The sequence below is a fragment of the Aquisalinus flavus genome, from assembly GCF_014640095.1.
GTDB lineage: Bacteria > Pseudomonadota > Alphaproteobacteria > Caulobacterales > Parvularculaceae > Aquisalinus > Aquisalinus flavus.
Window position 1 is genome coordinate 1,298,198 of record NZ_BMGH01000001.1, and the last position, 26,245, is coordinate 1,324,442.

General features: G+C 61.2%; 26 protein-coding genes and 1 tRNA gene. 8 read left to right on the forward strand and 19 right to left on the reverse strand.

Annotation, left to right across the window (positions count from 1 at the left end; all coding sequences use genetic code 11):
• Window positions 1-5 precede the first annotated feature (5 nt).
• The gene (locus tag IEV88_RS05940; protein ID WP_188160567.1) at window positions 6-1,265 is read right to left on the reverse strand and encodes an aspartate kinase; all 1,260 of its coding nucleotides are present in this window, start codon (window positions 1,263-1,265) and stop codon (window positions 6-8) included.
• Between the two features lie 311 nt (window positions 1,266-1,576).
• Between IEV88_RS05940 and ubiG the strand changes: the two genes are divergently transcribed.
• The gene (ubiG, locus tag IEV88_RS05945; protein WP_373291179.1) at window positions 1,577-2,293 is read left to right on the forward strand and encodes a bifunctional 2-polyprenyl-6-hydroxyphenol methylase/3-demethylubiquinol 3-O-methyltransferase UbiG; all 717 of its coding nucleotides are present in this window, start codon (window positions 1,577-1,579) and stop codon (window positions 2,291-2,293) included.
• Between the two features lie 106 nt (window positions 2,294-2,399).
• Here ubiG and IEV88_RS05950 read toward each other — a convergent pair whose 3' ends face one another.
• Complete coding sequence (locus IEV88_RS05950; protein WP_188160327.1) at window positions 2,400-4,436, reverse strand: caspase family protein; 2,037 nt, start codon at window positions 4,434-4,436, stop codon at window positions 2,400-2,402.
• Window positions 4,437-4,627: 191 nt separating this feature from the next.
• Between IEV88_RS05950 and IEV88_RS05955 the strand changes: the two genes are divergently transcribed.
• Complete coding sequence (locus IEV88_RS05955; protein WP_188160328.1) at window positions 4,628-5,929, forward strand: helix-turn-helix transcriptional regulator; 1,302 nt, start codon at window positions 4,628-4,630, stop codon at window positions 5,927-5,929.
• 16 nt (window positions 5,930-5,945) lie between these two features.
• Here the strand turns inward: IEV88_RS05955 and IEV88_RS05960 are convergent, their stop codons facing one another.
• From IEV88_RS05960 to IEV88_RS05980, 5 genes are all read right to left on the reverse strand, one after another.
• On the reverse strand, window positions 5,946-6,260 hold the full coding sequence (locus IEV88_RS05960; protein WP_188160329.1) for a ferritin family protein: 315 nt from the start codon (window positions 6,258-6,260) through the stop codon (window positions 5,946-5,948).
• A gap of 267 nt (window positions 6,261-6,527) precedes the next feature.
• A complete protein-coding gene (locus tag IEV88_RS05965; RefSeq protein WP_188160330.1) occupies window positions 6,528-8,588 on the reverse strand; it encodes an SGNH/GDSL hydrolase family protein in 2,061 nt (686 codons plus the stop codon).
• A 132-nt stretch (window positions 8,589-8,720) separates the two neighbouring features.
• Window positions 8,721-10,076, reverse strand: a complete 1,356-nt coding sequence (tig, locus tag IEV88_RS05970; RefSeq protein WP_188160331.1) for a trigger factor — start codon at window positions 10,074-10,076, stop codon at window positions 8,721-8,723.
• A gap of 159 nt (window positions 10,077-10,235) precedes the next feature.
• A tRNA-Leu gene (locus tag IEV88_RS05975) sits at window positions 10,236-10,320 on the reverse strand.
• A gap of 135 nt (window positions 10,321-10,455) precedes the next feature.
• A complete protein-coding gene (locus IEV88_RS05980) occupies window positions 10,456-11,937 on the reverse strand; it encodes an NAD(P)H-hydrate dehydratase (protein ID WP_206711363.1) in 1,482 nt (493 codons plus the stop codon).
• 121 nt (window positions 11,938-12,058) lie between these two features.
• Between IEV88_RS05980 and IEV88_RS05985 the strand changes: the two genes are divergently transcribed.
• Together IEV88_RS05985 and glnA are read left to right on the forward strand one after the other, a co-directional pair.
• A complete protein-coding gene (locus tag IEV88_RS05985) occupies window positions 12,059-12,397 on the forward strand; it encodes a P-II family nitrogen regulator (RefSeq protein ID WP_188160332.1) in 339 nt (112 codons plus the stop codon).
• A gap of 212 nt (window positions 12,398-12,609) precedes the next feature.
• A complete protein-coding gene (gene glnA, locus IEV88_RS05990; RefSeq protein ID WP_188160333.1) occupies window positions 12,610-14,016 on the forward strand; it encodes a type I glutamate--ammonia ligase in 1,407 nt (468 codons plus the stop codon).
• 117 nt (window positions 14,017-14,133) lie between these two features.
• Here glnA and IEV88_RS05995 read toward each other — a convergent pair whose 3' ends face one another.
• Window positions 14,134-14,334: a hypothetical protein gene (locus IEV88_RS05995; RefSeq protein ID WP_188160334.1), complete on the reverse strand. Its 201-nt coding sequence runs from the start codon at window positions 14,332-14,334 to the stop codon at window positions 14,134-14,136.
• Window positions 14,335-14,359: 25 nt separating this feature from the next.
• The gene (locus IEV88_RS06000) at window positions 14,360-14,899 is read right to left on the reverse strand and encodes a DUF421 domain-containing protein (protein ID WP_188160335.1); all 540 of its coding nucleotides are present in this window, start codon (window positions 14,897-14,899) and stop codon (window positions 14,360-14,362) included.
• Between the two features lie 134 nt (window positions 14,900-15,033).
• Between IEV88_RS06000 and IEV88_RS06005 the strand changes: the two genes are divergently transcribed.
• The gene (locus IEV88_RS06005) at window positions 15,034-15,651 is read left to right on the forward strand and encodes a transglycosylase SLT domain-containing protein (protein WP_188160336.1); all 618 of its coding nucleotides are present in this window, start codon (window positions 15,034-15,036) and stop codon (window positions 15,649-15,651) included.
• A gap of 83 nt (window positions 15,652-15,734) precedes the next feature.
• Here IEV88_RS06005 and IEV88_RS06010 read toward each other — a convergent pair whose 3' ends face one another.
• Window positions 15,735-15,989 carry a hypothetical protein gene (locus IEV88_RS06010; protein ID WP_188160337.1) on the reverse strand — a complete coding sequence of 85 codons (255 nt, stop codon included), beginning with the start codon at window positions 15,987-15,989 and terminating at the stop codon, window positions 15,735-15,737.
• A gap of 209 nt (window positions 15,990-16,198) precedes the next feature.
• Between IEV88_RS06010 and parE the strand changes: the two genes are divergently transcribed.
• Both parE and IEV88_RS06020 read left to right on the forward strand, forming a co-directional pair.
• Complete coding sequence (gene parE, locus IEV88_RS06015) at window positions 16,199-18,205, forward strand: DNA topoisomerase IV subunit B (protein ID WP_188160338.1); 2,007 nt, start codon at window positions 16,199-16,201, stop codon at window positions 18,203-18,205.
• Between the two features lie 71 nt (window positions 18,206-18,276).
• Window positions 18,277-18,525: a hypothetical protein gene (locus tag IEV88_RS06020; RefSeq protein WP_188160339.1), complete on the forward strand. Its 249-nt coding sequence runs from the start codon at window positions 18,277-18,279 to the stop codon at window positions 18,523-18,525.
• Here IEV88_RS06020 and IEV88_RS06025 read toward each other — a convergent pair.
• The 7 genes from IEV88_RS06025 to IEV88_RS06055 form a co-directional block, all read right to left on the reverse strand.
• Complete coding sequence (locus tag IEV88_RS06025) at window positions 18,522-19,439, reverse strand: HNH endonuclease (protein ID WP_188160340.1); 918 nt, start codon at window positions 19,437-19,439, stop codon at window positions 18,522-18,524. The two genes, IEV88_RS06020 and IEV88_RS06025, sit on opposite strands and share 4 nt — an antisense overlap.
• 819 nt (window positions 19,440-20,258) lie before the next feature.
• Window positions 20,259-21,053 (reverse strand): SDR family oxidoreductase, encoded by a 795-nt coding sequence (locus IEV88_RS06030; RefSeq protein ID WP_188160341.1) that lies wholly within the window; start codon window positions 21,051-21,053, stop codon window positions 20,259-20,261.
• 113 nt (window positions 21,054-21,166) lie between these two features.
• Window positions 21,167-22,000 carry an AraC family transcriptional regulator gene (locus IEV88_RS06035; RefSeq protein WP_188160342.1) on the reverse strand — a complete coding sequence of 278 codons (834 nt, stop codon included), beginning with the start codon at window positions 21,998-22,000 and terminating at the stop codon, window positions 21,167-21,169.
• Window positions 22,001-22,151: 151 nt separating this feature from the next.
• Complete coding sequence (locus IEV88_RS06040; protein ID WP_188160343.1) at window positions 22,152-22,604, reverse strand: DUF1178 family protein; 453 nt, start codon at window positions 22,602-22,604, stop codon at window positions 22,152-22,154.
• Window positions 22,601-23,443 carry a carbon-nitrogen hydrolase family protein gene (locus IEV88_RS06045; RefSeq protein WP_229731421.1) on the reverse strand — a complete coding sequence of 281 codons (843 nt, stop codon included), beginning with the start codon at window positions 23,441-23,443 and terminating at the stop codon, window positions 22,601-22,603. Before IEV88_RS06045 ends, IEV88_RS06040 begins: the two co-directional genes overlap by 4 nt.
• Entirely contained in the window at window positions 23,440-23,706 is a 267-nt protein-coding gene (gene grxC / locus IEV88_RS06050) for a glutaredoxin 3 (protein ID WP_188160344.1), read from the reverse strand. The genes IEV88_RS06045 and grxC overlap by 4 nt, the downstream gene beginning before the upstream one ends.
• Before the next feature lie 26 nt (window positions 23,707-23,732).
• Complete coding sequence (locus IEV88_RS06055) at window positions 23,733-24,560, reverse strand: ComFC family protein (RefSeq protein WP_206711364.1); 828 nt, start codon at window positions 24,558-24,560, stop codon at window positions 23,733-23,735.
• Window positions 24,561-24,649: 89 nt separating this feature from the next.
• Here IEV88_RS06055 and IEV88_RS06060 point away from each other — a divergent pair, with 89 nt between their 5' ends.
• Entirely contained in the window at window positions 24,650-25,564 is a 915-nt protein-coding gene (locus IEV88_RS06060) for a methyltransferase domain-containing protein (protein ID WP_188160345.1), read from the forward strand.
• Here IEV88_RS06060 and IEV88_RS06065 read toward each other — a convergent pair.
• Both IEV88_RS06065 and IEV88_RS06070 read right to left on the reverse strand, forming a co-directional pair.
• Window positions 25,561-25,800, reverse strand: coding sequence for a Flp family type IVb pilin (locus IEV88_RS06065; protein WP_206711365.1), 240 nt, complete (start codon window positions 25,798-25,800; stop codon window positions 25,561-25,563). The genes IEV88_RS06060 and IEV88_RS06065 overlap by 4 nt on opposite strands.
• Window positions 25,797-26,198: a (deoxy)nucleoside triphosphate pyrophosphohydrolase gene (locus IEV88_RS06070; RefSeq protein WP_188160347.1), complete on the reverse strand. Its 402-nt coding sequence runs from the start codon at window positions 26,196-26,198 to the stop codon at window positions 25,797-25,799. The genes IEV88_RS06065 and IEV88_RS06070 overlap by 4 nt, the downstream gene beginning before the upstream one ends.
• Window positions 26,199-26,245: the final 47 nt, after the last annotated feature.

Genomic DNA, 26,245 nt, shown 5'->3' on the forward strand with positions numbered 1-26,245 from the left:
CTGGGTCAGGACGCCTCGGCCAGGTTATGGAGCCCATAGGCCTGGTGCAGCGCCCTGACGGCAAGCTCCGTGTATTCGGAATGGATCAGCACGCTGATCTTGATCTCGGATGTCGAGATATTCAGGATGTTGATACCGCGGTCGGCCAGCGTCTTGAACATGGTCGCGGCGACGCCGGCATGGCTCTTCATCCCGACACCGATGACCGACACCTTGGAGACATTGCGGTCGGCGACGACGTCGGTATAGCCAATATCGTCCTTCAGCCCGGCCAGCAGGTCCTGCGCCTTCGACAGGTCGGTCTCGTCGAGCGAGAACGAGATGTTCGCCGCCTTGCCGGTCTTGGCCGGCGACTGCACGATCATGTCGACATTGATATTGGCCATGGCCAGCTCGTTGAAGATGCGTGCTGCCCGGCCCGGTTCGTCGGGAACCGTCATCAGGCTGATCTTCGCTTCGGAACGGCTCGGCGTGACGCCGCTGACAATATGTTTTTCCACGATCTCTTCCTCGTCGCAAATTACGGTGCACGGATGCATCTTGCCGTCCCGGGCCTCTGCCGGATCGGCAAAACTCGACAAAACCCGCAGCCGAACATGATAGGCCATCGCAAGTTCCACCGAGCGGGTCTGTAGAACCTTCGCCCCCAGCGACGCCATTTCCAGCATTTCCTCGTAGGAAACACGCGACAGGCGGCGCGCGTCCTGGGTGATGCGTGGATCAGTCGTATAGACGCCGTCAACGTCAGTATAAATGTCACAGCGCTCCGCGCCAAGGGCGGCCGCAAGGGCAACGGCAGTCGTGTCGGAACCGCCCCGCCCGAGCGTCGCGATGCGCCCGTCCGGCGCGATCCCCTGGAAGCCGGCAACGATGGCGATCTCGCCGCTGTCGATCGCCGGGGCGAGATTATCCGCAGGGATATCGACGATGCGCGCCTTGCCATGGGCCTCGCTCGTCTTCAGCGGGATCTGCCAGCCCTGCCATGACCGCGCCTTGTAACCGTGCGACTGCAGCATCGCGGCAAGAAGCCCCGAGGTGACCTGCTCGCCGGCGGAAACGACGACGTCATATTCCAGATTGTCGCTGACCCGGGAGGTGCCGCGCGTACTCGCTCTCTTGACATAATCGACGAGCTTGTTGGTCTCGCCCGCCATGGCAGAGACCACGACCACGACCGCATGGCCGGCATCGGCCTCGAGCCTCACGAATTCCGCGACGCGCGCAATCCTGTCGATATCGGCGACGGAGGTGCCGCCGAATTTCATCACGATCCTTGAGCCTGGCTGTGAACCGGCCCCGGATCCGGGGGCGCCTCTTGCGGCATTCTCGTCGGTTGGGGAAGACATCTCAATTCCATCAACTATATGAATTCTAACAGGGAAGTGCCATTGCCAGACGACTGGGATGGGCCCAGAATCCGGCGCCGGTCTTCCAAGAGCGCATGTCTAAGGGCGTCGCCCCGTCAGCGCAAGCAAGAGGTTAGGAAATTATCGTGTCAGAAACCGCGAAAAAGGCAGAATCGACTAGTGACGCCCCGCTCCGTTCTCCCTCCGGCACCACCGTCGATGCGGGCGAGATCGAGAAGTTTTCGGCCATGGCCGCCGACTGGTGGGATCCGAGCGGCAAGTTCAAGCCGCTGCACAAGTTCAACCCGGTTCGTCTGACCCATATCCGCAACGAGATCTGCGCCCATTTCGGCCGCGACCCCAATGCAAAGCGCCCGCTCGAAGGATTGCGCCTGCTCGATATCGGCTGTGGTGGCGGGCTCGTCTCCGAACCGATGGCGCGGCTCGGCGCACAGGTGACAGGCATCGATGCCGCCGCAAGGAACGTGAAGACCGCCCTCACCCATGCCGCCGAACAGGGCGTCACGGTCGACTATCGCGCGACGACCGCCGAGGAGCTTCTCGCCAGCGGTATCGAGCCTTTCGATGCGGTGCTGAACCTCGAAGTCGTCGAGCATGTCGCTGATGTCGACCTGTTCCTCAGGACGTCGGCAGACCTGGTGCGCCCCGGCGGCATCATGTTCGTCGCCACGATCAACCGGACACTGAAGGCGTTTGCCACGGCCAAATTCGCGGCGGAATATATCCTGCGCTGGCTTCCCGTCGGCACCCACGACCAGAACAAGTTCGTCAAGCCGGAAGAAGCGCGCCACGCCCTCGAACGGGCAGGCATGCAGGTCGATACACCGGTCGGCATGTCCTACCAGCCCCTGTCGGACGCGTGGCGCGTCACCGGCGATGCCTCGGTTAACTACATGCTGACGGCGACAAAGCCTGCGCTCACCTGATCTGTCGCTGAATCAGCACCGCTCCCGTTCCGGCGAGGGGGCTTGCAGGAACGGAAGCGGCGGTTCTCCCCCGAAAAGCCCGGGCTCGCCCGCTCCGGGAATGCTGCTATCGCGGCTCGGACAGGGAGACGATCGCCGCCACGCCGAGACTCCACCGCGTCATTTCGTCTGTACCGAGATGGGTCTTGAACCCGTCATAGTAAACCTGGTCGCCGGAATAGGGGTTTTCCGCAAACCCGGCTTCGGTCAGGTAGCTGGCACTGCCATACCCGGCGATCCCGAAGGAGCGCGCCAGCTGATAGTTCATGATGAACCCGGCCTGCCCCTCGAAAGCCGTGCCGGTATCCCGGTCATGAATCGAGAACAGGAAATCCTGGTCTTCAGACGGGCAGAAATCGCAGCGGTTCCATTCGGCAGAGTTCAACTCGCTGTCTCGGTAATACAGCCCGCCGGAGGCATAGCCATGGATAAACAGCTGTTGCGACAGCGGCTGCGTATAGGCCAGCCCCAGCCCGCCGCCATAATAGGTATCGGCGATGTCCTGTTCCCTGATCTGGCTGCCATTATAGGTCATTTCGAAATAGCACATGTCATAATAGGAGCTTGAAGGCGCATAGCCGCCCGACTCCCCGGGATAGCCATCGTAGTAATCATCATAATAGCCGTCATCGCACTCATCGTCGTCGCAATAGTCATAATATCCGTAGACGGCAGAGAAGTTGCCATGCATGTAGTGGGTCTGCTCCTGATGGCGTATCTCGCCGAAATAGAACGGCCTCACCCTGTTATCGGCGAGATTGAACGGCGCCATGCGCTTGGCCTTCAGGCTGAAGCTGGAAAAATCGAACTCCGTTTGTCCCCACAGCCCGCCATCGCCGATGCTGACGCCGGATGAGCCCGATGGCGACAGGCCACCATAGACGAAACCGGTATTGATCCCTGTACCCGGATCGTACTGGAATTCGCTGCGGCTGGTGCCATAGGCACGGTTGAGGCTGATGGAGGTGTCCCATTGCGTCGGCGTTCCACGCCGCGCATCCCCGCCGAAAAAGAAGGTCAGACCATATTCTTCAGTTTGCAGATCACCACCGGAAAAGCCGGCGAAACCCTCCTCGCCTTCAGCCTCGCGCTGGAAACCGATCCCGGTCCTGCCTGCCTCGACCTCCCCGACACCATAGGTCACGGCGACATTGTAGCGGATCGGCAGGTTGGGAATGTCCCCGCCGGCCTCACCCTGCAGGTCCTCCGCCGTCACCACACTGACCGGGACAGCGAAATCATTTACCGGTTTCCCGCGCCCCTTGTTGTTCTCCGGCTTGTCGCCATAGCCAAGCGCCGTACCGAGGCGCAGGTCTTCATCGCTGTCGAATGGCGCACCCATGTACCATTCCTGGACATTGAGGTAGTTCAGCACCTCCTGCGTCGTCACGATCCCGTCCTTGCGGATAGCGTCATCATTGATCGCATTGACCATGTCTTCGGTGAGCGTCGTGGTAAAGGGACCATCGGTCGGGCATTGCGTATACGGACCGATCAGCCGGACAAGATCCGTCATCGGCAAATCCTTGTCGGTTCCCGTGAAGCCACCGCCATAGCAGGAATCCATCAGGACAGAGATGCTGACATCGTCGCGGAACCCCTTCATCATCACGGCGAAATCGTCATCCATCAGGGTCTCGCTGCCTTGATCCATTTCCCCGCTGCCGTCGTCGTCATTGATCCAGATTTCCTCGTCATACAGTTCGTCGCGCGTACGCGGCAGCCCGTCGAACGACCCGTACTGCTTGCCGCCGTAACCGTGACCGGAGTAATAGATCGTCACTTCGTCGCCTGGCTGGGCCACCCGCTTCAACCGCTCAAGGGCGATGCGCAAACCGTCCTTGGTCGGCTGGTTGAGCGTCGTGCTGGTGCTGCCATCGGCCTGGTTCGCTGCGGTTTCCAGTGCCTGCTGGATTTCCCCCAGATCGTCTTCCCAGGCGTCGATCTCGCCGGACGTGCCGGCCCCGATGATGTACAGCCTGTGAAAGACCCGGTCAGGATCGCCGACACTCGCGACATGGTTGGGATCGGCATGCGCCGGGCTGATGCCGCCCAACGCAGTTGCAGCAACACTTGTCATGAGCAGGACACGCAAAGTCAGCATTTGAAAACTCCCCCCGATTGAGCGACCGGATCGTCCGGCGATGAAGAAACAGACTTGGCTACCCCTTTGATCGGGCAGCTTGCGAGATCGCGCATCACCAAATTTGGTGACACAGACGCGGTATTTTGCTATTTGACGCGGGAAGAGGACGTTGTGTCTTGAGTGCGTAACCCATCTCCAGGGGAGAGATCATGGGAACCACAGACCAACTTTTGACGGCAATAGAAACGATACACCACGCCGGGCTGGACCCGGCTCAGTGGCCTGCCGCGCTTGACGCCATCACCCGGCATATCGGCTGCTGGCATGCTTCGCTGGAGTGCTACGACCCTGAAGGCGAGCGTCACCTGTATTGGCACGGCCACGGGATAAATCCCGACCTGGCGGAGGATTATATATCCTTCTGCCACGAGAGCGGCCTCACGAAGCTGCGCGATGGCACGATGAAACCGGCGCCCCTGCCGCGGTCCAATATCATCACCGCCGATGGTCGCAAGACAGCGCCTTTCTATGCGTCTACGGATTACCTGAAATGTACCGATACAAGGGACTTTGCCGCGGGCATCCTGAAAGATGAGGACGACCGCCAGGTGATCCTTACCCTGCGTCGCAACCCGGCACAGGGCAATATCGACCAGATCTGCCTGGTCGAGCTTGCCCGGCTTCTGCCCCATGTCCGGCTCGCGCTCGATGTCTCGGCCCGGCTCGGCAGCGCCGCCGGCATGGAACGATCGCTGGCAGCAACGCTGGACTGGATCGACCAGGGCGCTGCATTGCTGACCGGTGACGGGAAAATCGTCCACGCCAATGCGGCTTTCGTGGACATGGCGAGCACCCGGTGGGGCACTTTTCTCAAGAATGGCGCGGTCGAGTTTACCGGTAAGACAGCACGGGACCGGTTCCGTGCTGCCATGCAAATGGCCGCCTCGATGCTGGACAAGCCGGGCGCCCCGTCCCCGGCGTCATTCCTGGTGCCGGGCCTGAATGGCGGCACAGCGCTGTCGGCGACGGTGCGCCCCGTTTTCCCGTCCGAGCGGGCGGGGCTGCCATCGCAGGCACGTTTCATCCTTTTCCTGCGGGCCCCGGCGGGTGACAGCGACGCCCGTATCAGTGATATCGCTGCCGCCGCTAGCCTGACCATGGCGGAAAGCCGGCTCGCGGTCGCGCTCATCAACGGCACCTCTCCGGCCCTGTATGCGCGCCTGCTCGGCCTCAGCACGAACACGGTTTACACCCATCTGCGGCATTTGAAGGAAAAGCTTGACGCCGGTCGCCTGCCCGAGCTGATCGGCAAGCTGAACGATCTGGCGTCAGCCGGCATCCGCGCAAACCTGCCGCGCACCGCGCCGGACCACCACGCGCCAGCGCCATCCAGTAGCAATAGGAGCAGCAGTAGTGGTCTCAGATCCTGTGGCAACGCCGCGAGACCGCTTGGACGGCGGCGGCTTTCAGGCGACGGCTATAGCTTCGAGATGGCAGCGCGCCTCCCCTGAGCTTGCCGCACCATGACTACTCGCCGGTGCGGCCCATGACCTCGTGTTCCTGTTCCAGGATATTACCCTCCGTGAACAGATAATCCTTCATTTCCTTGGCGAAGGTCTCGTCATTGCGGCGCAGCCATTCCAGCGTCATCATGGCGTGCTCGACCTCCTCGCGCATATTGTGCAACAGGATCTCGCGCAGCTCCGTATCGTCGCAATCATCGGCGCGCTGGGCGTACCAGTCGACCGCCTCAAGCTCCTCCATCAACGAGGAAATCGCATAGTGCATTTGCAGCGTTTTCGCCGACAGCTTTCCATACGGAACGTGAAACCCTTCAGCCATATCGTCTTCACCCTCACTATCAGTTGATCGGTCCCTGCCCTCACGGCCGGGACCGGTGTCGAGAAACCGTCTGCGCGTGTCCGGCGCCGCGCGCCGGCTGCGTCTGAAAATCGGAAATTTCATGAGCACCCTCTCTCGCCCGGATGCTATTTCGGCGCTGCAGCATCGGCAATCGAATTGTTTCGATAGGTCCCATGCACAGAACCGATACCTCCCCCGGGTCCCGGCAGAGTGATGCTGCGCGGACGGCAACCCGGCTGTTGCCGGTCAGTCGCCAGGGGTCGCATCGTCAGCAGCATCCGCCTCGCTCTGTTCGACCTTTTGTGCCTCCAGCGTTGCCGCCGATGCATGGGCGGTAACCGGCGGACGCGGTCCCTGCGACGGACCGGTTTCGATCGCGCTGTCCTCCGCGAGCATCTCGATCGAGGGATAATATTGTTTCCACTGACGGGCGGCATAGGCCATGCCTTCGAGACTGAAATGACCATTGTCGATATAGACGGGATATTTGCCGGTTGCGAAAAATGGCAGGGCACCGTCATCCCTCAGAATGTCGTAGACCGGCACGAAAGCGACGCCATATTCGCGCGCCATGTCCCGCACGATGAAATTGATGTCGTCAGTCTCCTCGAGAACATGCTCCGCTCCCAGCGTCGTGTCCGGACCGACCAGATCGAACTGCTGGAGGTAGGAGCCGATATCGGCCTTCAGCCGCCCGCGCCCGCCGACCAGCGCCACGGGAAGATCGAGCTGCCTGAGAAAATCCAGCATCGGGCCGGCAAGGAAATCGGGGTCCAGTTCGTAATGCCGCCAGGTCCAGTTGTGAGAGACAATGACCAGATCGAACCTGGCGATGTCTTCCCGGTGTGCCTCCATATACTCGCCGGCCACCCGGCATGCCGGGTCATCGGCGCTCGCCCCCGGCCTGGCAACGCAGCCCTGGGCCGTCAGTTTCCGGATATTGGCCTCCGGATAGGCCGTCTGCAGAACGATCGTATCATCGGCGGCATAGGAACTGCCCAGCACCAGTACATTGAACCTGTCAGGCTCCGTCCGGAAGCAATCGCCCGGATTGAACTTCCGGCCGGTCGCCCGGACATTGCAGCCATCCGCCATCACCGCCTCACGCCGCCTGTCGGATGCCGCCTCGATGATCGCCGCGATCTCCTGCTTGGCATCGCTGCCCTTGTTGACCAGAAGCCATCCCTGTCCGGCCCAGCCATTCACGGCGAAAAAGGCGATCGCCAGCATCGCCGTCATGGTCACGAGCCCGGTCCGGCCGGGCTTGAGACGGCGCTGCGCCGGTGGATGGCGGAACGGCTGCTCGACAAGGCGATACATGAGATAGGACAACACGAAGGTCGCAACGAAGATCGCGGCCTTCACGGTCATATCCGGCTGCTCGAAGGTCGCTGCCTTGTAGAAAACGATCATTGGCCAATGGACGAGATAGGCCGAATAGGAAACGAGACCGGCCCATTTCATCACCGGGTTGATCAGCACCTTGCCCAGCCCCGCCGGCGGCGTCGCGATGACCAGCAGCGCCGTCGAAACGGTCGGCAGCAGCACGCTGATGCCGGGAAACCGCATCTCCGCCGTATACAGAAAGATGGAGGCAAGAATGCCGCAAAGGCCGATGACATAGAAGCCAACATGGAGTGCAGGCCGCTGCGGCATCATCGGCACCAGCCACACACAGACGGCACCGATAGCCAGCTCTCCCAGCCGGGCCGGCAGGAGATAGAAGGCCGCCGCCGGATCTGTGGACAGCCAGAACTCGGCGATCGCTATCGAGGAGAACACGAGCGCGAGCGTCGCGACAATATAGCCCCGGACCTTGAGGAAGCGCGCCGCCAGCAGCATCAGCACCGGCCAGATCAGGTAGAACTGTTCCTCTACCGACAATGACCAAGTATGCAGCAGGGGCCGCATATGGGCCTCGGCATCGAAATATCCGGAATTGAAATAAAAGAAGAAATTCGAGACCGCGAAGACGGCGTGGAACAGCGACGCGCCGAAATCCGCCATCTGCGCTCTTGTATAGATGAAACAGGCCGCGACGAGACAGGCGATGAAGACAACGAACAGCGCCGGGGCCAGCCGCCTTGCCCTGCGCTCGTAAAAGCCGGCAAGGGAAAAGCGGTTCTCGGCAATCTCGCGATAGAGCATGTCGGTAATCAGGTAACCGGACAGGACGAAGAAGATGTCGACGCCGACAAAGCCGCCGCCGAACAGGTCAATATCGAGATGAAACAGGATGACACTGATCACCGCGATCGCGCGCAGCCCGTCTATCTCGGGCCTGTAACTCAACCGATCCGGAACCATTTGCCCCCTCCCGACCGCCAGCCACGAACACTGTGTCCCTGCGCGCAACCCTAGCGACATCGCGCCATTCAGCGCAAATCCAGGCAAAAGCCCGGCGCGATGGCCGGGCTTTTCATTCAGTAGACGGACGACCTAGACGGCAGCAGCAGCCGTCTCGACATCATCATCCGGGTCTTCCATCAGCTCGGCCTTGGAGACTTTCTTCTCCTCGATCTTGGCTTCGCCGATGATGTAGTCGATGACCTTGTCCTCGAAGATCGGCGCGCGCAGCTGCTGGATCGCCTGCGGGTTCTGTTGATAGAACTCGGCAAGCTGCTTGGCCGGGATGCCATATTGCTGGGCCTGTTGCTGGAAGGCACGGTTCATGTCTTCCTGCGGCACGTCCACTTTCTGGGCCTTGCCGATTTCGGCGAGCACGAGGCCGAGGCGCACGCGGCGCTCTGCGATCTTGTGATACTCTTCCCTCAGCTCGTCCTCGGATTTGGACTTGTCTTCCTCGTCCAGTTCGGTCTGCTGGACCTGGCGCCAGATCTGGTCGAACTCGGCCTCGACCATGCCCTTCGGCAGATCGAAATCGTGATTGTCGTCCAGCTTGTCGAGAATGGCGCGCTTCAGGTGCAGGCGCGACTGGCTGTCGAGCTCTGACTGCAGGCGCTCCCTGATCGTCGTCTTCAGCGCCTCGAGATCGTCGAAGCCGAGATTCTTTGCCATCTCGTCGTTGATTTCAGTGTCCTGTGGCGCCTGGACCTCTTTGACCGTCACGTCGAACGTCGCGACCTTGCCCGCCAGATGCGGTGCCTGGTATTCTTCCGGGAACGTCACATCGATCGTCTTCTCCTCGCCGGTCTTGACGCCGACGAGTTGCTCTTCGAAGCCGGGGATGAAGCGGCCGGAGCCGAGTTCCAGCGGCTGGTCCTCGCCCTTTCCGCCCTCGAATTCCTCGCCATCGAGCTTGCCGACGAAGTCGATGATCAGGCGATCACCATCCTTGGCCTTGGCCGTCTTGCCGCGCGGTTTGAAGTCGCGGTTCTGCTTGGCGATATTGTCCAGCGTCTCCTGCACTTCGTCATCGCCCGGCTCGGCGACCAGCCGGGTCAGCGCCATGCCGGTAACGTCCATCGGCTCGAATGTCGGCAGGACCTCGACATGAATATCATATTCGAGGTCGGCCTTGCCTTCCAGCACGTCCTTGATCTTGGATTCGTCGATATGCGGATGCGGTGCCATGGCCGGCTGCAGCTTGTTCTCGTCAAGCGCCTTGGCCTGGGCCTCCTTCATGGTTTCCTGGATCAGCTCGCCCATCATCGACTTGCCGTACATCTTCTTCAGGAAGGAGACCGGCGCCTTGCCCGGGCGGAAGCCTTTCAGGTGGACCTGGCCCTTCATCTCTTCCAGCTTGGCGGTCAGCTTGGCATCAAGCTCCTTGGCCGGCACCTTGACGGTGAACTCGCGCGACAGGCCTTCGGTTGATTTTTCAATTACTTCCATGTGGTTGGCTTCCTGATCTTCCTTGGTCTTCTTGCTCCAGCGGGACCGCTTCCTGCATGCCCCGCAAAATTTCGTTTCGCTTCAGCCCCTGCCGGGGCAGTTTCCGCCTGAAATCGATCCGCCGGATCGATTTCTCCGCTGGCGCGGACCGGCTTCAACTGGTGCGGATGGGGAGACTCGAACTCCCACACCTTGCGGCGCCAGAACCTAAATCTGGTGCGTCTACCAATTCCGCCACATCCGCAATAATTCTCTGGTCAAGCCGGCTTTGGGGGGGCAGCATCCCGAGTACGGGCAATCCCCGCCCGGACCGGCATGTCCGTTCGAACCGGTGTCATAGCAGGATTGACGGCGATGTCGAGGGCGATTTGCCGCTATTTTACGGGGCTTTCAGGGTCGCCAGCACCCGTGGCAAGTGCCGGTGAATATCAGACGCGATGAGGCCCGGGCCAAAGCCCGCTGCCGCTTCGGCATGAAGCCAGACACCGGCGCAGGCCGCCTCGAACCCCGCCATGCCTTGTGCCATCAGCCCGGTCACGATCCCGGCGAGCACGTCGCCGGAGCCGGCCGTCGCCAGGAAAGGGGTCGCATTGGCGTTGATTGCGGCCCGGCCATCCGGCGCGGCGACGACCGTGTCGGAGCCTTTGAGGATGACGACGCAGCCCGCCATGTCAGCGGCGATGCGCGCCGCGGCGAGCTTGGACTGTCCATCCAGCAGGTCGCCGAACAGCCGGGCGAACTCACCGGCATGGGGTGTGATCACGTCCTTTTCCCGCAGCGCCTGGAACAGGGTCTCGGGATTATCCTCAAAGCTGGTCAGCGCATCGGCATCGAGCACCGCGCCTGCCTCGCTGAACAGCAGGGCCGCGACACGGTCGCGGGTCTGCGCGCCGCGCCCGGCACCGGGCCCGATCAGCCCGGCCTTCACCTTCCGCTCGGCGATGAACTGGCTGATCGTTTCGCCATCGGCGGCCTCTGTCAGCATCACCTCTTCGAGATGGCCGGCATTGATATCCATCGCCTCTTGCGGCGACAGCATCGTCACCGCCCCCGCCCCGGCCCGTGCCGCACCCATGGCCGCCAGTCTCGCCGCACCGCCTGTATACCGCCCGCCGGACATGACGACCGCATGGCCGCGGCTATATTTGTGGCTGTTATCCGCAGGCCACGGAAAGTCGGCCCGCCACAGCTCTGGCCCGTTGACGAAGGCGCTGGGCTTTATCGCCTCCAGAACCGACGCATGAATGCCGATATCGGCGAGGATCACCTCGCCGCAATGATCCGTGCCGGGATAGAGCATGTGTCCCGGTTTCAGCCGGAAGAATGTGACCGTCGTTTTTGCCCTGATCGCCGTGCCCAGCGCCTGTCCGGTCGTGCCGTCGATACCGCTCGGGACATCGATGGCGATGACCGGTGCTTCGGCCTTGTTGACCCGTTCGACCAGCGCGGCGACATCGCCCTCGATCGAGCGTGACAGGCCGGCGCCGAAGAGTGCATCGACGATCACCGCCGCCTTTTCCGGTTCAGCGTCGGACAAGGGCTCGATCCCGCCATGCCAGTGATCGGCCATCAGCGCGGCATCGCCTGTCAGCTTGTCTTTCTCGCCCAGAAGCGCCAGCGTCACCGGCCAGCCGGCATCCTTCAGGAGCCGCGCGACGACGAAACCATCGCCGCCATTATTGCCCGGCCCGCACAGCACCAGCACCGGGCGCGGCAGCCAGGCCTGTCGCACGCAGCCGGCAACCGCCGCGCCGGCAGCCTCCATCAGCGTTGCGCCAGCCGTGCCTGACTGTGTCGTTAACGCATCTGCGCGAGCCATCTCGTCGGTCGTCAGCAGTTCTATCGGTCGATGTTTCATCATGGGCAGCGCTTCAGGGATTGATATGTTTAAAGAAAATGTCTTTGTTGATAGGCTCCGAGTCAGTAGAACACTTCAGGCGTAACACGAGTGCCGCAAGGCTACCGCCATCAAGGGGCAGCTAATGAAAAAAATCGAAGCGATCATCAAACCCTTCAAGCTCGACGAGGTGAAGGAAGCGCTGCAGGATATCGGCCTGCAGGGTATGACGGTCTATGAGGCACGTGGCTTTGGCCGCCAGAAAGGTCATACCGAACTGTATCGCGGGGCCGAGTATGTGGTTGATTTCCTGCCCAAGCTGAAAGTCGAACTGATCGTCGACGATTCCGTCGCCGATGCTGCTGTCGAGGCCATCACCAAGGCAGCCCATTCCGGCCGGATCGGCGATGGCAAGATCTTCATCTCCTCGGTCGAGGAAGCGGTCCGCATCAGGACCGGGGAAAAGGGCCGCGAGGCCCTTTAAGTGCAGAACTGCGATAATATCTGGCACAAACCTGTTACGCGACACGGTTTTCCGCTAGGAATTGCGTAAAATCTGGCCTAAAACTGCTCCGATGTGCTGCATTGCGAAAATCAGGTCTTGAAAAAGGGCCGTGTTTTCGCGCATGGTGCACAAACTCATTGCCTTGCAAGGGGCGTATCGCCAACAACAAGAAATTCAGGGGGTTTGACCCGATGTCTGCCGACAAAGTTCTCAAATATATCAAGGATAACGACGTAAAATACGTGGATCTGCGCTTTACCGATCCCAAGGGTAAATGGCAGCACGTCACGTTCGACCTCTCGATGGTTGACGAAGATTTCTTCACCGAAGGCCAGATGTTCGACGGCTCTTCCATCTCCGGCTGGAAAGCGATCAACGAGTCCGACATGATCCTGATGCCGGACACGTCGACCGCCGTCATGGACCCCTTCTTCGCTCAGCCGACCCTCGCCGTGTTCTGCGACATTCTCGAGCCGTCAACCGGTCAGGCGTATAATCGCGACCCGCGCACGACTGCCAAGGCCGCTGAAGCCTATCTCAAATCCACCGGTATCGGCGACACGGCCTTTTTCGGTCCGGAAGCCGAGTTCTTCGTCTTCGACGATGTCCGCTGGACCGTCGAGCAGAACACCACCGGTTTTGCCATCGACTCCATGGAAGGGCCGTATAACTCCGGCACCGACTATGACAGCGGCAACCTTGGCCACCGTCCAGGCCCGAAAGGCGGCTATTTCCCGGTTCCGCCGATCGACGCCGCCCAGGACCTGCGTTCCGAAATGCTTACCGTGATGAGCGAAATGGGTCTCGAGCCCGAAAAGCACCACCACGAGGTTGCGCCGTCGCAGCACGAGCTCGGCATGAAATTCTCCACCCTGGTGAAGATGGCCGACCGCATGCAGATGTACAAATACATCGTCCACCAGGTCGCCGCTGCTTATGGCAAGACAGCGACCTTCATGCCGAAACCGATCTTTGGCGATAACGGCTCAGGCATGCATGTCCACCAGTCGATCTGGAAAGACGGCAAGCCGATGTTCGCCGGCGATCGCTATGCCGACCTGTCGGACACCTGCCTCCACTATATCGGCGGCATCATCAAGCACGCCCGCGCCGTCAACGCCTTCACCAACCCGCTGACCAACTCCTACAAGCGTCTGGTCCCGGGCTTCGAGGCGCCGATCATGCTGGCCTACTCCGCCCGCAACCGCTCCGCTTCCATCCGTATTCCATGGGTTTCCTCGCCGAAAGCCAAGCGGATCGAGACGCGCTTCCCGGATCCGGGTGCCAACCCCTATCTCGCCTTCTCGGCTCTGCTCATGGCCGGCCTCGACGGGATCGAGAACAAGATCGATCCGGGCGACGCCATGGACAAGGACCTCTACGACCTTCCGCCGGAAGAAGTCGTCGGTATCCCGACCGTTTGCGGCAATCTGCGTGAAGCGCTGGGCGAACTGGATGCAGACCGCGAATTCCTGAAAAAGGGCAACGTCTTCACCGACGACCAGATCGACGCCTATATCGAACTGAAAATGGCCGATGTCATCCGTTACGAGACGACGCCGCACCCGGTCGAATATGCGATGTACTATTCCGTGTAAGTCACGACGGAGATAGGCTCCCGGCCCCGGCAGTTTCGCGGGCCGATGCCTATGTTGCAGGAAAGGCGGCTCCTCCGACCCTACAGGGGATCAGGGGAGCCGCCTTTCTTTTTGTCCTTATCTTCTCGTCTGGAAACGGATCGGATCGACATCGCCCGGGTCGTTGGGCGGCTCGGGATCGGTTTCCGGCACGGCGCCCGGATCGTTTTGTTCGTCCGGCAGGTTATCGACCGGCTCCGGCGTCTCTTGCGCCGGGCCGCAGGCCGATGCCAGCATCAGCGCCAGCGCCGCCATACTCCCTTTCATCAAGTCCTTCATATCCTCGCTCCTTTGGTGAATGACGCTATCGCGCCGGGATTCCGTCTACAGTCTTCAACGCGCTGCGATCGGCGGCCTTTTCCTCCGTTCGCGGAATGATGCTGAACGAGGCGTCGCTTTCCAGGATCACCCATTTGGCGTCATCGACCGCACGCAGGCCTTCCTCGCGCAGCGCGGCGAGCACTTCCTGCTCGGTGACGCGCTCGCGCCGCATCGCTTCCTCGATAAACCTGCCGTTTTCCACCAGCAGGCGCGGCTGCGCCTTGATCGCATTGTCAACGAAACCGCTGCGCACGGCAAAAAATGTCAGCACATATTGCAGGCCGAGCAGCAGGCCGATGGCGAACAGCGCCTCCAGGATCGACACATCCTTCAGCAGGATGCCGGACGCCATCAGCGAGCCGAGCGCCACGGTGACGATCCAGTCGAAATTGTTCATCTGCGAGGTCGCCCGCTTGCCGACCAGCCGCACGAAGCCGATGATCGCGAAATACAGGATCGGCGCGGTGATGAGTATCCGCCACAGCGTGTCCTGGTCGTCGATGAACAGCTTGATCTCGTTCACGGTCGATCCCCGTTCGTTAACCGTCTTTGGCTGACAAACAGGCCGAAGACGACGCCGGTTCCCGCCTGCGCTGCACTGGCCGCGGTAAACCCATGATAGGGAACGGTTTACCTTGTTCTGCTAGCCTCTTCTCCATGATCAGATATTCCCGGATACTCGTCATCGCCGCCCTCACCGGTCTCGTTGCTGCCTGCGCCACGGCCCCGCCGCCGCAACAGGAAAACGCCTGCAAGATCTTCGAGTCCAAGCGCTCCTGGTATTCCGCGACCCGCAAGGTGGAAAAGAAATACGGCGTGCCGATCTCCTTGCAGCTCGCCATCGTCAAGCAGGAAAGCGCCTTCCGCAGCCACGCCAAGCCCGAACGCGGCAAGTTCCTGTTCATCTTCCCCGGCGCAAGGCCGTCCAGCGCAACCGGCTATGCCCAGGCCCTCGACACCACCTGGGAGACCTACAAGGCCGATACCGGCCGCCGCTTCTCCGACCGTAACAATTTCAGCGATGCCGTCGATTTCATCGGCTGGTATGCCGACCTGTCGCGCCAGCGCTCCGGCATCCGGCCCGGCGACGCCTACAACCAGTATCTCGCCTATCATGAGGGCCAGGGTGGCTATAATCGCGGCACCTACCGCTCAAAGCCCGGCGTTCAGAGCATCGCCCGGCAGGTCGCCCATACCGCCCAGACCTATGAAAGCCAGTTGAACCGGTGCGAGAAGAAATTCCGCCGCGGCATTCCGCTGATCCCGTTTATCTAGCAAAACGCTTCACTTCGGCGCTTTTCTTCAGGCCGGACTTCACTCCCTCATCACGAAATCCATACCGCTGCCTTGGGGTCAGCCTAGCTGTCGGACGAGGTCATGTTGCGCTGCGGCGTAGTCTTTTCCTTCTCGTCGGCCTTGCGCACACGGGTGACGCCGGCCGGGCGCTCAGTGGCCCGCTTCTCCTCGTCCTGCGTGCCTTTTTTCTTCTGCAGCGTGCCGCCGGCGCGCCCGCCATTGGTCGGCTCGCCTTCTTCGCCGAGACCCTCCCGGCTCTCCAGCTGGCCCTGGCGGGTTGTCGGTTCGCGCTCGAAATCCTTCTCTTCATCAGCCATCTCAGGTCTCCTTTATGATTTCCTGACAGGCCAACGTTCCGCGCCGCGCGCCCGTTCCGGTTAAATTCCCCACACGGGGCCGTTCAGGCTTGCCCGGCTCGCCCGAAAGCCTGTAGCTATCTGTGTTTCATGCAATCTCTCCAGCGCATCCACAAAAGTGGGACCCGGTTTCGTCACAGGATGCGCGCAAACAGGAATGTGTAGTACCGATGGCCCGCAAATCCGCCAAAGCCGCTGTTGAAGATGACCTGTTTTCCGGGGGTGACTACACCGCCAAGGATATCGAGGTGCTGGAGGGGCTGGAGCCTGTCCGCAAGCGGCCGGGCATGTATATCGGCGGCACCGACGAAAAGGCCCTGCACCACCTCTTTGCCGAAGTGCTCGACAACTCCATGGACGAGGCCGTCGCCGGCCATGCCAGCCGCATCGAGGTCGAGCTGCACGAGAACGGCGCGCTCACCGTCTCCGACAATGGCCGCGGGATGCCGATCGACCCGCACCCGAAATTCAAGAACAAGTCCGCGCTGGAAGTGATCATGACCACGCTCCATGCCGGCGGGAAATTCTCCAACAAGGCCTATGCCACCTCCGGCGGCCTGCACGGCGTCGGCGCCTCGGTCGTCAACGCCCTGTCCGATGAATTGACCGTCGAGGTCGCGCGCGGGCGCAAGCTTTACCGCCAGACCTTCTCGCGTGGCATCCCGACCTCGAAGCTGCAGACCGTCGGCGATGCGCCCAACCGGCGCGGCACGTCGACTACCTTCCACCCGGACCCGGAGATTTTCGGCGACAAGCTGAGCTTCAAACCGGCCCGCCTGTTCCGCATGACCCGCTCCAAGGCCTATCTCTTCGGCGGTGTCGAGATCCGCTGGAAATGCGCACCCGAGCTGATCAAGGATGAGACCCCGGCGCAGGACGTCTTCAAGTTCGACAACGGCCTGCGCGACTATCTCCAGTCGGTCATCGACACGAAGCCGACGGTCACCGACGACATCTTCTCCGGCAAGGTGACGCGCGAGGGCGGCCATGGCACGGTCGAATGGGCCATATGCTGGGGCCAGACAGGCTTCGCCATGGAGGGGGGGCAGACCGCCGACGGCTTCTCCCACTCCTATTGCAACACCATCCCGACGCCGGAAGGCGGCACCCATGAACAGGGCCTGCGCTCGGCGCTGACCCGCGGCCTGAAAGCCTATGCCGAGCTCGCCGGCGTCAAGAAAGGCGCCCAGGTCACGGCGGAAGACGTGATGGGCACCGCCGGGGCGATGCTGTCGATCTTCATCTCCAACCCGGAATTCCAGGGCCAGACCAAGGACAAGCTCGCCACCAACGAGGCGCACAAGCTGACCGAGACCGCGATCAGGGCGGCGTTCGACCACTGGCTCGCCGGGCACCGCAAGCAGGCCGACCAGCTGCTCGACTGGGTCATCGACCGTGCCGACGAGCGGCTGCGCCGCCGCAAGGAAAAGGAAGTCTCCCGCGCCAGCGCCATGCGCAAGCTGCGCCTGCCGGGCAAGCTTGCCGACTGCTCGCAACAGGCCGCAGAGAACACCGAGATCTTCCTCGTCGAGGGCGATAGCGCCGGCGGCTCCGCCAAACAGGCGCGCAATCGCAAGACCCAGGCGATCCTGCCCCTCAGAGGCAAGATCCTCAACGTCGCCTCGGCGACGCGCGACAAGATCGCCGGCAATCAGGAGATCAACGACATCATCCAGGCGCTCGGCTGCGGCATCGGCTCGAAATTCGAGATCGAGGATCTGCGCTACGAGAAGGTCATCATCATGACCGACGCCGATGTCGACGGCGCCCATATCGCCGCCCTGCTCATCACCTTCTTCCATCGCTCGATGCCGCAGCTGATCGACGCCGGCCGCCTCTACCTCGCCCAGCCGCCGCTCTATCGCGTCTCCCAGGGCGGAAAGTCAGCCTACGCCCTTGACGAGGCCCATCGCGACCGGCTGATCGAGACCGAGTTCCGCAAGGGCCAGAAGGTCGACGTCTCCCGCTTCAAGGGCCTCGGCGAGATGATGCCGGCCCAGCTCAAGGAAACCACCATGAACCCGGCCACGAGAACGCTGGCCCGCGTCGTCATCCCCGAAGACAAGGTCGTCGAAGTCACCGACCTCGTCGAACGCCTGATGGGCAAAAAGGCCGAAGCCCGGTATAACTTCATCCAGGAAAACGCGGCGTTCGTGGTGGAAGAGCTGGATATTTAGGGGGCGGGGCTTGAATTTAATCCGTACCCTGGACATTATTGGACATAGACAAGCCAGTCCCATGGATCGCTATGACCGAGGTATTCTACATCGTCACCCGCAAAATTGGCGAAGCCCTGTATTGGGGCGCACCATATATGGAGGTCGATTTCTACCCTAATATGGCAGCACTCGAACAAGCGATGTTCGATATCATTGAACAAACAGACTATGCGGTCGATCGCTCAATTTCCGTTTTTGAGCAATGGGATGAAGCTGAAGAGTTTTTCCCACGAGAATATCACTGGGGTTGCCAAAAGATAGCAGTAGAAGCGCCTTAGAAACCGTGCCATCCACGATGCCAAGCAAGAAATCTGGGGTGCGGATGAAATTCCGGTTTGTTTTCAGGGACTAGCAGACATCCGGTAGGGTTGATGATTGCCTTTAGTCCATCAACATCGTTCACTTTCCGAGAGATTAGGATTTCTCCGCCCTCGCCTGCACTTATCAAGCCTCGGTCGAACATCCAATGAACAGTGCCTGATAGGGCTAAGCCATTCTTGATGCTGTCCGGCCCCCCATGCTCCACGGGCTTGATATGCGCTCCCTCAACTTCAGCCCTGCCTCCGCCATTGACAAACCGCCAACCTGTTACCGCACATTTTTTATCGTACGCATTGAGGACCGACAGCCTGAAACGACGATCACGGAGCGTTTTGTTCTGAAGGCTGCTAACGACCTTACGCTCAACTTGAAAAGGAATCGGCTCGTCATCAAAGCCAGAAATACTACCTTCATTTAGTTGATCGATACGCGGTAATTCAGCTTCTTCATTTTGCCATCCGAGGGAGACAATCCGTGCGAAGTCAATGTCGGAGATATAGCGAACCGCTTGCAAAGCATGGCCGGTGTTTGCTTTGCCATCGGCTTTCTGAAGATTAGTTTCCAGAAACCTGTCTTCGAAGAGCCTAGACACTGGCCTAGCAAAGCTTGCATACGTCTCGGGCACAATATCAGCGTAAAAAAGGTCTGTACCTGCTGGGTCGGGACGGATTGCTCCGATCTTTGCAACACCCGAATAGGCTCCTCGACTGAGAGGGCTTACAGTCAGGTCTTTTACCGGCGTGAAGTAAACGACCCAATCATTTTGGATAGCCTCCATGCGCCGCAAGTATCTTTTCGGGAAGTGGTAATGCGAACCCGGCTCATCATCATATTTCGAGTTGCCGCCGTGAACCAAAACGCCCTTTGTCATCCAGCCCTCGTAGTGTCTTTTTGGATTTCGAGCGGAAAGACTAAACAGATTGGTAGTTGATGGTAAGTCAAATCAGCCAAGGCCTTTCAACGCATGGCGGCCAATCGTTTTACCGCGGCCGGTGAAACACTCGCCAATCCCTCCACCGTCATCCCGGGGCCTTCGGAGAAGGAACCCGGGACCCATCTCTGACGCAATGATTGCTCACGAGACCTTGTTCTGCGTTCCATCCGATAAGAAAATCCTGCACCAAAGCCAACGCACCAGAGCTGGGTCCCGGCGCGCGCTGCGCTTGGCCGGGATGACGAGCTACTGAAAACTAACCACCCGCAAAATTATTTATCCCCGCCCCGCTAACCACCCCCATACTCCCTTCCACGCGCCGGTGAGGATCGGCGCCGAGGGGATGGCTCCCGCCGGTGACCTGCCGGCGGCCCGTCCCATCAGGTTTCGGAAGGCCGAGGTCCCGTTCGCGGGACTGGTGAGGGTGTGCACAGCTTTGCATCGTCCTTTCGAACGGCGTCCCGGGGTAGCCCCCGGGCGGGAGAGCTATGCACTTTGGCCCCGCATCGAACGCCGCCGTGCATGGCGAGAGCTATGCCAGTCACTATTATTAAAAATGAGGCAATGGCCGCCATGCACGGGCCCCCTCCCTTGTCGCGTCGTAGCCCGAAGGGCGAAGACGGATGTTTCAGACGCTCGCGGCGGCAGCCGGCGGCGGTAGTTGCATGAGCGAATGGCGAATAGCGAATAGAGGAATATCCTGCGCCATTCACCATTCACCACTTCACCATTCACCTTCCTACTCGCTACCCTCCTTCACATCCCGCCCATGCCGATCAGCGTGCCGCCATCGATGGTGATGTGCTGGCCGGTCATCCACTTGCCCGCGTCCGACGCGAGGAAGACGGCGGCCCCGGCGATGTCGTCCGGCTCGCCAAAGCGGCGCATCGGCAGTTTCCCGGCGATGAATTCCTCCGTCTTCGGATCCTTCCACAGGGCTTCCGCGAAATAGGTCTTCACGATACCCGGCGCGATGCAGTTCACGCGGATATTGTCCGGGCCGTACTCCACCGCCAGGTTCCGCGCGATCTGCAGGTCCGCCGCCTTGGACACGCCATACATGCCGATGCCGGGATTGCCGACAAAAGCCGAGATCGACGAGATGATGACGATCGCCCCGCCACCGCGTTTCTTCATCTGCGGCAGCACCATGTGCGACAGGAAGTGGTTCGCCTTGATATTGCAGTCGAAGATCTTGTCGATCTGCTCTTCCGTGATGTCCTTCGACGCGCCGAAGGCCGGGTTCACCGCGGCGTTGCAGATCAGGATATCGACATCGCCGAACACCTCATTGGTCTCGTCGACCATCTGCTGCAGGTGCTCGCGATGCGAGATGTTGCAGGCAACCGCATGGGCGGCCTTGCGGCCTTGCGCCTCATTGATCGCATCGGCGACCTCCTGGCAGGCATCGATCTTGCGCGACGACACGACGACATTGGCGCCATGCTGGGCGAGCCGCTTCGCGATCGCCTCGCCGATCCCGCGCGAGGCGCCGGTAATGATGGCATTCTTGCCGGTCAGGTCGAACAGCGTGTCGGTGAAATCGGTCATGGCGGGCATCTCCTTCTATCGGTCGATGCCCACCATCGGGCGAGCGGCCCGCTCAGGCAAGGCCACGATGCAGTTGCCCGGCAGCGGCGGATCAGGCCCCGATCAGGCCCCGGTCAGGCCTCGACGGGGATCCAGATCTCGATCTCGCCATTGCCGGTCATCGGATCGAACCGGTCGTCGACCAGTTCGAATTGCGGCGCTCGCACCATGCGGCAGCCGGCATCGCTCAGGCCGTGATTGAAGATCGCCATCCACGTGCCGCCGATCCCGGTGATATGCCCCTTGTGCAGGAACACCGCATAGCGCTGTTTGGCGATGTGCAGCGTGGCGAATTCCGGCGGCAGGTCGTCCGTATGGCTGACCTGAACGGCGGTCATGTAGTCGACATTGCCGTCATCGTCGCCGCCGGCAATGACACCATAGGTGGTCGATCCGACCTGCCCGCTGACATGGCCGAAATACGGGGCCATCTTCTGCCATTGCGAGGGAATGCCGGCCATATTGCCGGCGGTGTAGTGTTGCTTCAAACCGGCAACGGTGAACGCGTCGCGGGTTTCCACGCGCGGTGGTTCAAGAGACTTGGATTGGGTCTGGGGCATTCTGATCGGCTCCACGAGGCTGATATCTGCTGTCGATCGGGCGGACCGCACCTGCTCCGGCACCCTGCCGAACTGGTCACGGAACGCCCGGGTGAATGCCTCATGGGAGCCATAGCCGGCTTCGAGAGCGACAGCGATAATGCTGTCCGCCCCGGCCGCCAGCCGCCTGGCGGCCTCGCTCAGCCGCCGTCCACGCACATAGCGCATGACGGACATGCCGGTCGCGAGAGTGAAGCCACGGGCGAGGTGATATTTCGACAGGCCGACCGCATCGGCGACCATGTCCAGCGTCAGCTCGCTCTGGAAGCTGTGCTCGATATACCAGATCGCTCGTTCGATTGGCTGCATACTTATCCTCTCCGCATGAAGCCCGTGTTATCTGCTTCATCATGACAGGATAGCCTTGATCGAAATTGCGGGAAGACCGGTTTTCAGGCCTGAAGCGTTTCCCGGTGACGTGGAAACCGGTTCACCGCCACGAACCGCGAGAACAGGAAGCCTAGTTCAGCTTCTTCTTGACTTCTTCGGGAGTGCGCACATCAGGCAGCGGCGCGATCTCGACGCCCTCGTCGATCAGCTCGCTGATTTCCTGCGGGCTGGCCTCGCCGAAGATGCCGCGCTCCGGGGCCTCGCCATAGTGGATGCGGCGGGCTTCTTCAGGGAAGCGCTTGCCGACATTGTCGAAATTCTTTTCGACATAGTCCCGGGCGCGTCTGGCCGCCTGCAGATAGTCGCGCTTGAACGCCGCGACCCGGTCGTCACTCTTCGCAGACGGTGACAGCGACCCGGACCGGGCAATCGCCGGCGCCATGAGCGCCTTGGAGATGCCGGACGAACCGCAATGGGGACATTCGAGCAGGCCCTTTTCAGCCTGCGCATCATAATCCGCGCTGTTGCTGAACCAGCCCTCGAATTCGTGCGCGTGCTCGCATTTCAACTGATACTTGATCATAGTCCCTTGATATTGTTGATCTCGAAGCCTTGTTCAAGGCCAAGGCTCGGAATGCGCTGGCGCACCTTGTCCGCGTCAGCGAGGTCGATCTCGGCAATCACGATCCCCGGCTCGTCATCGGATTTCTCCGAAATGATATCCCCCCACGGCCCGACGATCATAGAATGGCCCCAGGTTTCCCGGCCATCCTCATGGGTGCCGCCCTGCGCCGCCGCCATGACAAAGGCCCCGTTCTCGATGGCCCTGGCCCGCAACAGGGGTTCCCAATGGGCCCGGCCGGTCTGGCGGGTGAAGGCGGCGGGCACAGTCATCAGCCGAGCGCCTGACTGGGCGAGCGTCCGGTAGAGGCGGGGGAAACGCAGGTCGTAACAGATCGACAGGCCGATCTTGCCGAGAGGCGTTTCGACAACTTCTGCCGCTTTGCCCGGCCGGTAGACATTCGATTCTTTCCAGCTCTCGCCATCGGGGAGGTCGACATCGAACATGTGGATCTTGTCATAGGTGGCGAGCGTGCCCCCGTCTGGGCCAAAGAAATAAGTCCGGTTAGCGGCCCGCCGGGACGAGAAATCCCTGTCCAGCGCCACCGCGCAGGAGCCGATGATCAGGTGCACCTCAAGCTCCTTGGCCAAGGCACTGAAAATGCTCAATTCTTCAAGTTCATCTTCGTGTCCCAGATGATCGAAAAGCCGCCGCGGTTTGCGGTCGACGACATTGGTCATTTCCGGGGTGAGTATCAGGTCCGCACCCTGCCCTGCCGCCTCGCGGATCAGGGCGCTGGCGTCTGCGGTATTGTCCGCCCGGGACAGGCCGGAACGCATCTGGATGCAGGCTGCCTTCAAGCTGCGTCTCCCTTCAGCAGCTCGTCGAGCTTGCCGTCGCGATCGAGCGCCATCATGTCGTCGCAGCCGCCGACATGCACATCGCCGATGAAAATCTGCGGATAGGTGCGCGCGCCGTTGGAGCGCTGGAGCATCTCCTCGCGCTTGGCCTTGTCGAAGGCGGCGGAGATGTCGGTGATCTCGGCGCCCTTCTTCTTCAACAGCGAAACCGCCCGGGTGCAAAAGGGGCAGAGCGGCTTGGTATAGATGGTCACTGGCTGCATCGAATACTCCTTGGGTCTCAGTGCGGTTATATGGCGCCGATTCCCTCCGGCACAACCCGGGCGAGGACAAGCGCGTCGACCCGGGCAGCCCCGGACCGTTTCAGAACCCGGGCGCAGGCCTTCAGCGTCGATCCGGTTGTCAGCACGTCGTCGATGAGCACGATATGGGCACCCCTCGCACGCTCGGCATGCGTCGGCGCGATTCGGAAGGCGCCGCGCACATTGCGCTCGCGGCCCTTGGCGGAAAGCCCTTGCTGTCGCGGCGTCGCCCGGTGACGCTGCAGCATGTCGAGGCAGAGGCCGAGCCCGGACGAGCGGCTTACAGCGCGCGCAAGGATGGCTGCCTGGTTATAGCGGCGGGACACCAGCCGGGCGCGATGCAAGGGCACGGGAACGAGGAGCGCTTGCCCGGTCAATAGTTCCCGTCCGGCCTGGACCATCAGGCGCGAGAGCCCGGCGGCCATATCGAGCCGGTCGGCATATTTCAGCCGCAAGGCAAGCTGCGCGCTGAGGTCGTCATACCTCAGCGCGCAGCGGACCCGGTCAAGCCCCTTGGCGAAGATCAGCGCTGCCGGATGGTCCTCGCCAGCGACACAGGCAGCGCACAGATCATGCCCCGTCATCTGCGCTTCCCAGGGAATGCCGCAAGCGCTGCACAGAGGCGCATCGATGAAATGCAATTGCTGCCAGACAGCGGGGGCGAGGTCGCCATGGCGCCCGACCGGCTCGCCGGTCAGCAGGCATTGCGGCGGCATGACGAGGTCGGCAAGCCAGCGCGAAGCCGCCGAGGCATGCCCATGCAGGCCTGCCAGCGCCGCGCTCATCCCGGTCGATTGCCTGTCGCTCTCGTTCAATGGTCCTCCTGCCATGAGACTGACATGCAATTCCGGCTGCGGAAAGTCAGTCTATTGGTCCTCGGCCCGCCATGGTCTAGATAGCGCCCATGAGCGACAGCCGCCCCCCGCCTCCAGCGATCTTCGATCGCGCCCTGCTACGCACGCGCCAGGATCGCGCGTCGCGCTCTCTGGCGGATCATGATTTTCTGCATCGCTATATCGCCGAAGATATTGTCGACCGGCTCGAGAGTATTATCCGTAGCTTCGACCGGGCGGTTTTTATCGGCCCCGGCGCCCATTACATTACCGGGTGTCTCACACCGGCCTGCGATGTCGGCCATGTCGTCAGCGGCGCCTCTTCCCCGGCCATGGCGCGGCTGGGGGACGACGGCGCGTCACGCGCGACCGCCGACGAGGAAGCGCTGCCATTCGCGGATGCCTCGCTCGATCTCATCGTCTCGATCATGGCGTTGCAATCGGTGAACCGCCTGCCTGAAGCCCTGACGCAGATGCGGGCGGCGCTGCGGCCTGACGGATTGCTGATCGCCGCTTTCCCGGGCGAACGGTCGCTGCACGAATTGCGCGACAGCCTCTACCGGGCCGAGAGCGAGATTACCGGCGGGGTCAGCCCGCGTCTGTCGCCGTTCACGGCGATCAAGGATGCCGGCGGCCTGATGCAGCGCGCGGGTCTCGCCCTGCCCGTTGCCGACCTCATCCGCCTGCCTGTCACCTACCGCAATCCGATGACACTCCTGGCCGACCTGCGCGGCATGGGCGAGACCAGCGTTCTGAACGACAGGCGCAAGCAAACCCTGCGCAAGGATGTTCTGATACGGGCGATGGAAATCTACGCGCAGACATATCCGGCCGAGGGCGGCGGTGTCACCGCGACGTTCGAGATTGTAATGCTCACCGGCTGGGCGCCCCATGCCTCGCAGCAAAAGCCGCTCAAGCCGGGACAGGGAAAAGCTTCGATGGCCGAGGCCGTCAAAACATTCGAAAAGCGCAACCGCAACGATTAGGGCTTGGCGTTATCGATGCTGGTCTTGACCTCGGTCAGGTCCTCTTTCATGAGCGAGGAAATCGTACCGAGGGACGTCACCAGCATGGTTGCGATAATAGTCGCGATGAGCGTGTACTCGATGGCCGTCGTGCCGGCCTCATCCTCGCCGAGACGCCGGCCACTCCCCCGGATCACTTTTTTCAGGGAGTTCGCGATAGCATTGTTTCGGCTCAGGGGAAGCAACTGGTGTTTCACAAAATATCCCGTAACTGGGCTGCCAGCGGGATGTCCGCAGGCGGCAATTTGAACTCCGACAACCGGTCCGCCTTGACCCATGTCAGGGACTGGCCTTCAGCGCCGCGCGGGATGCCTTTCCATTTGCGGCAAACGAATAGTGGCATCAAAAGGTGAAAATCCTCGTAACTGTGGGAGGCGAAAGCGATGGGCGCGAGACACGCCGTTTCCGTCTCGATATCCAGCTCCTCCCGGAGTTCGCGGATCAGCGTTTCCTCCGGGATCTCCCCTTCTTCAACCTTGCCGCCCGGAAACTCCCAATATCCTGCCATAGACTTCCCCTCGGGGCGCTCCGTCAGCAGGATTCTCCCGTCGCGGTCGACGAGGGCACAGGCGGCAACAAGCAATATCTTCTTCACGTCTCGGGTCTCACTTTGCGCCGGCTGAATTTACAGCCATTTAAAAA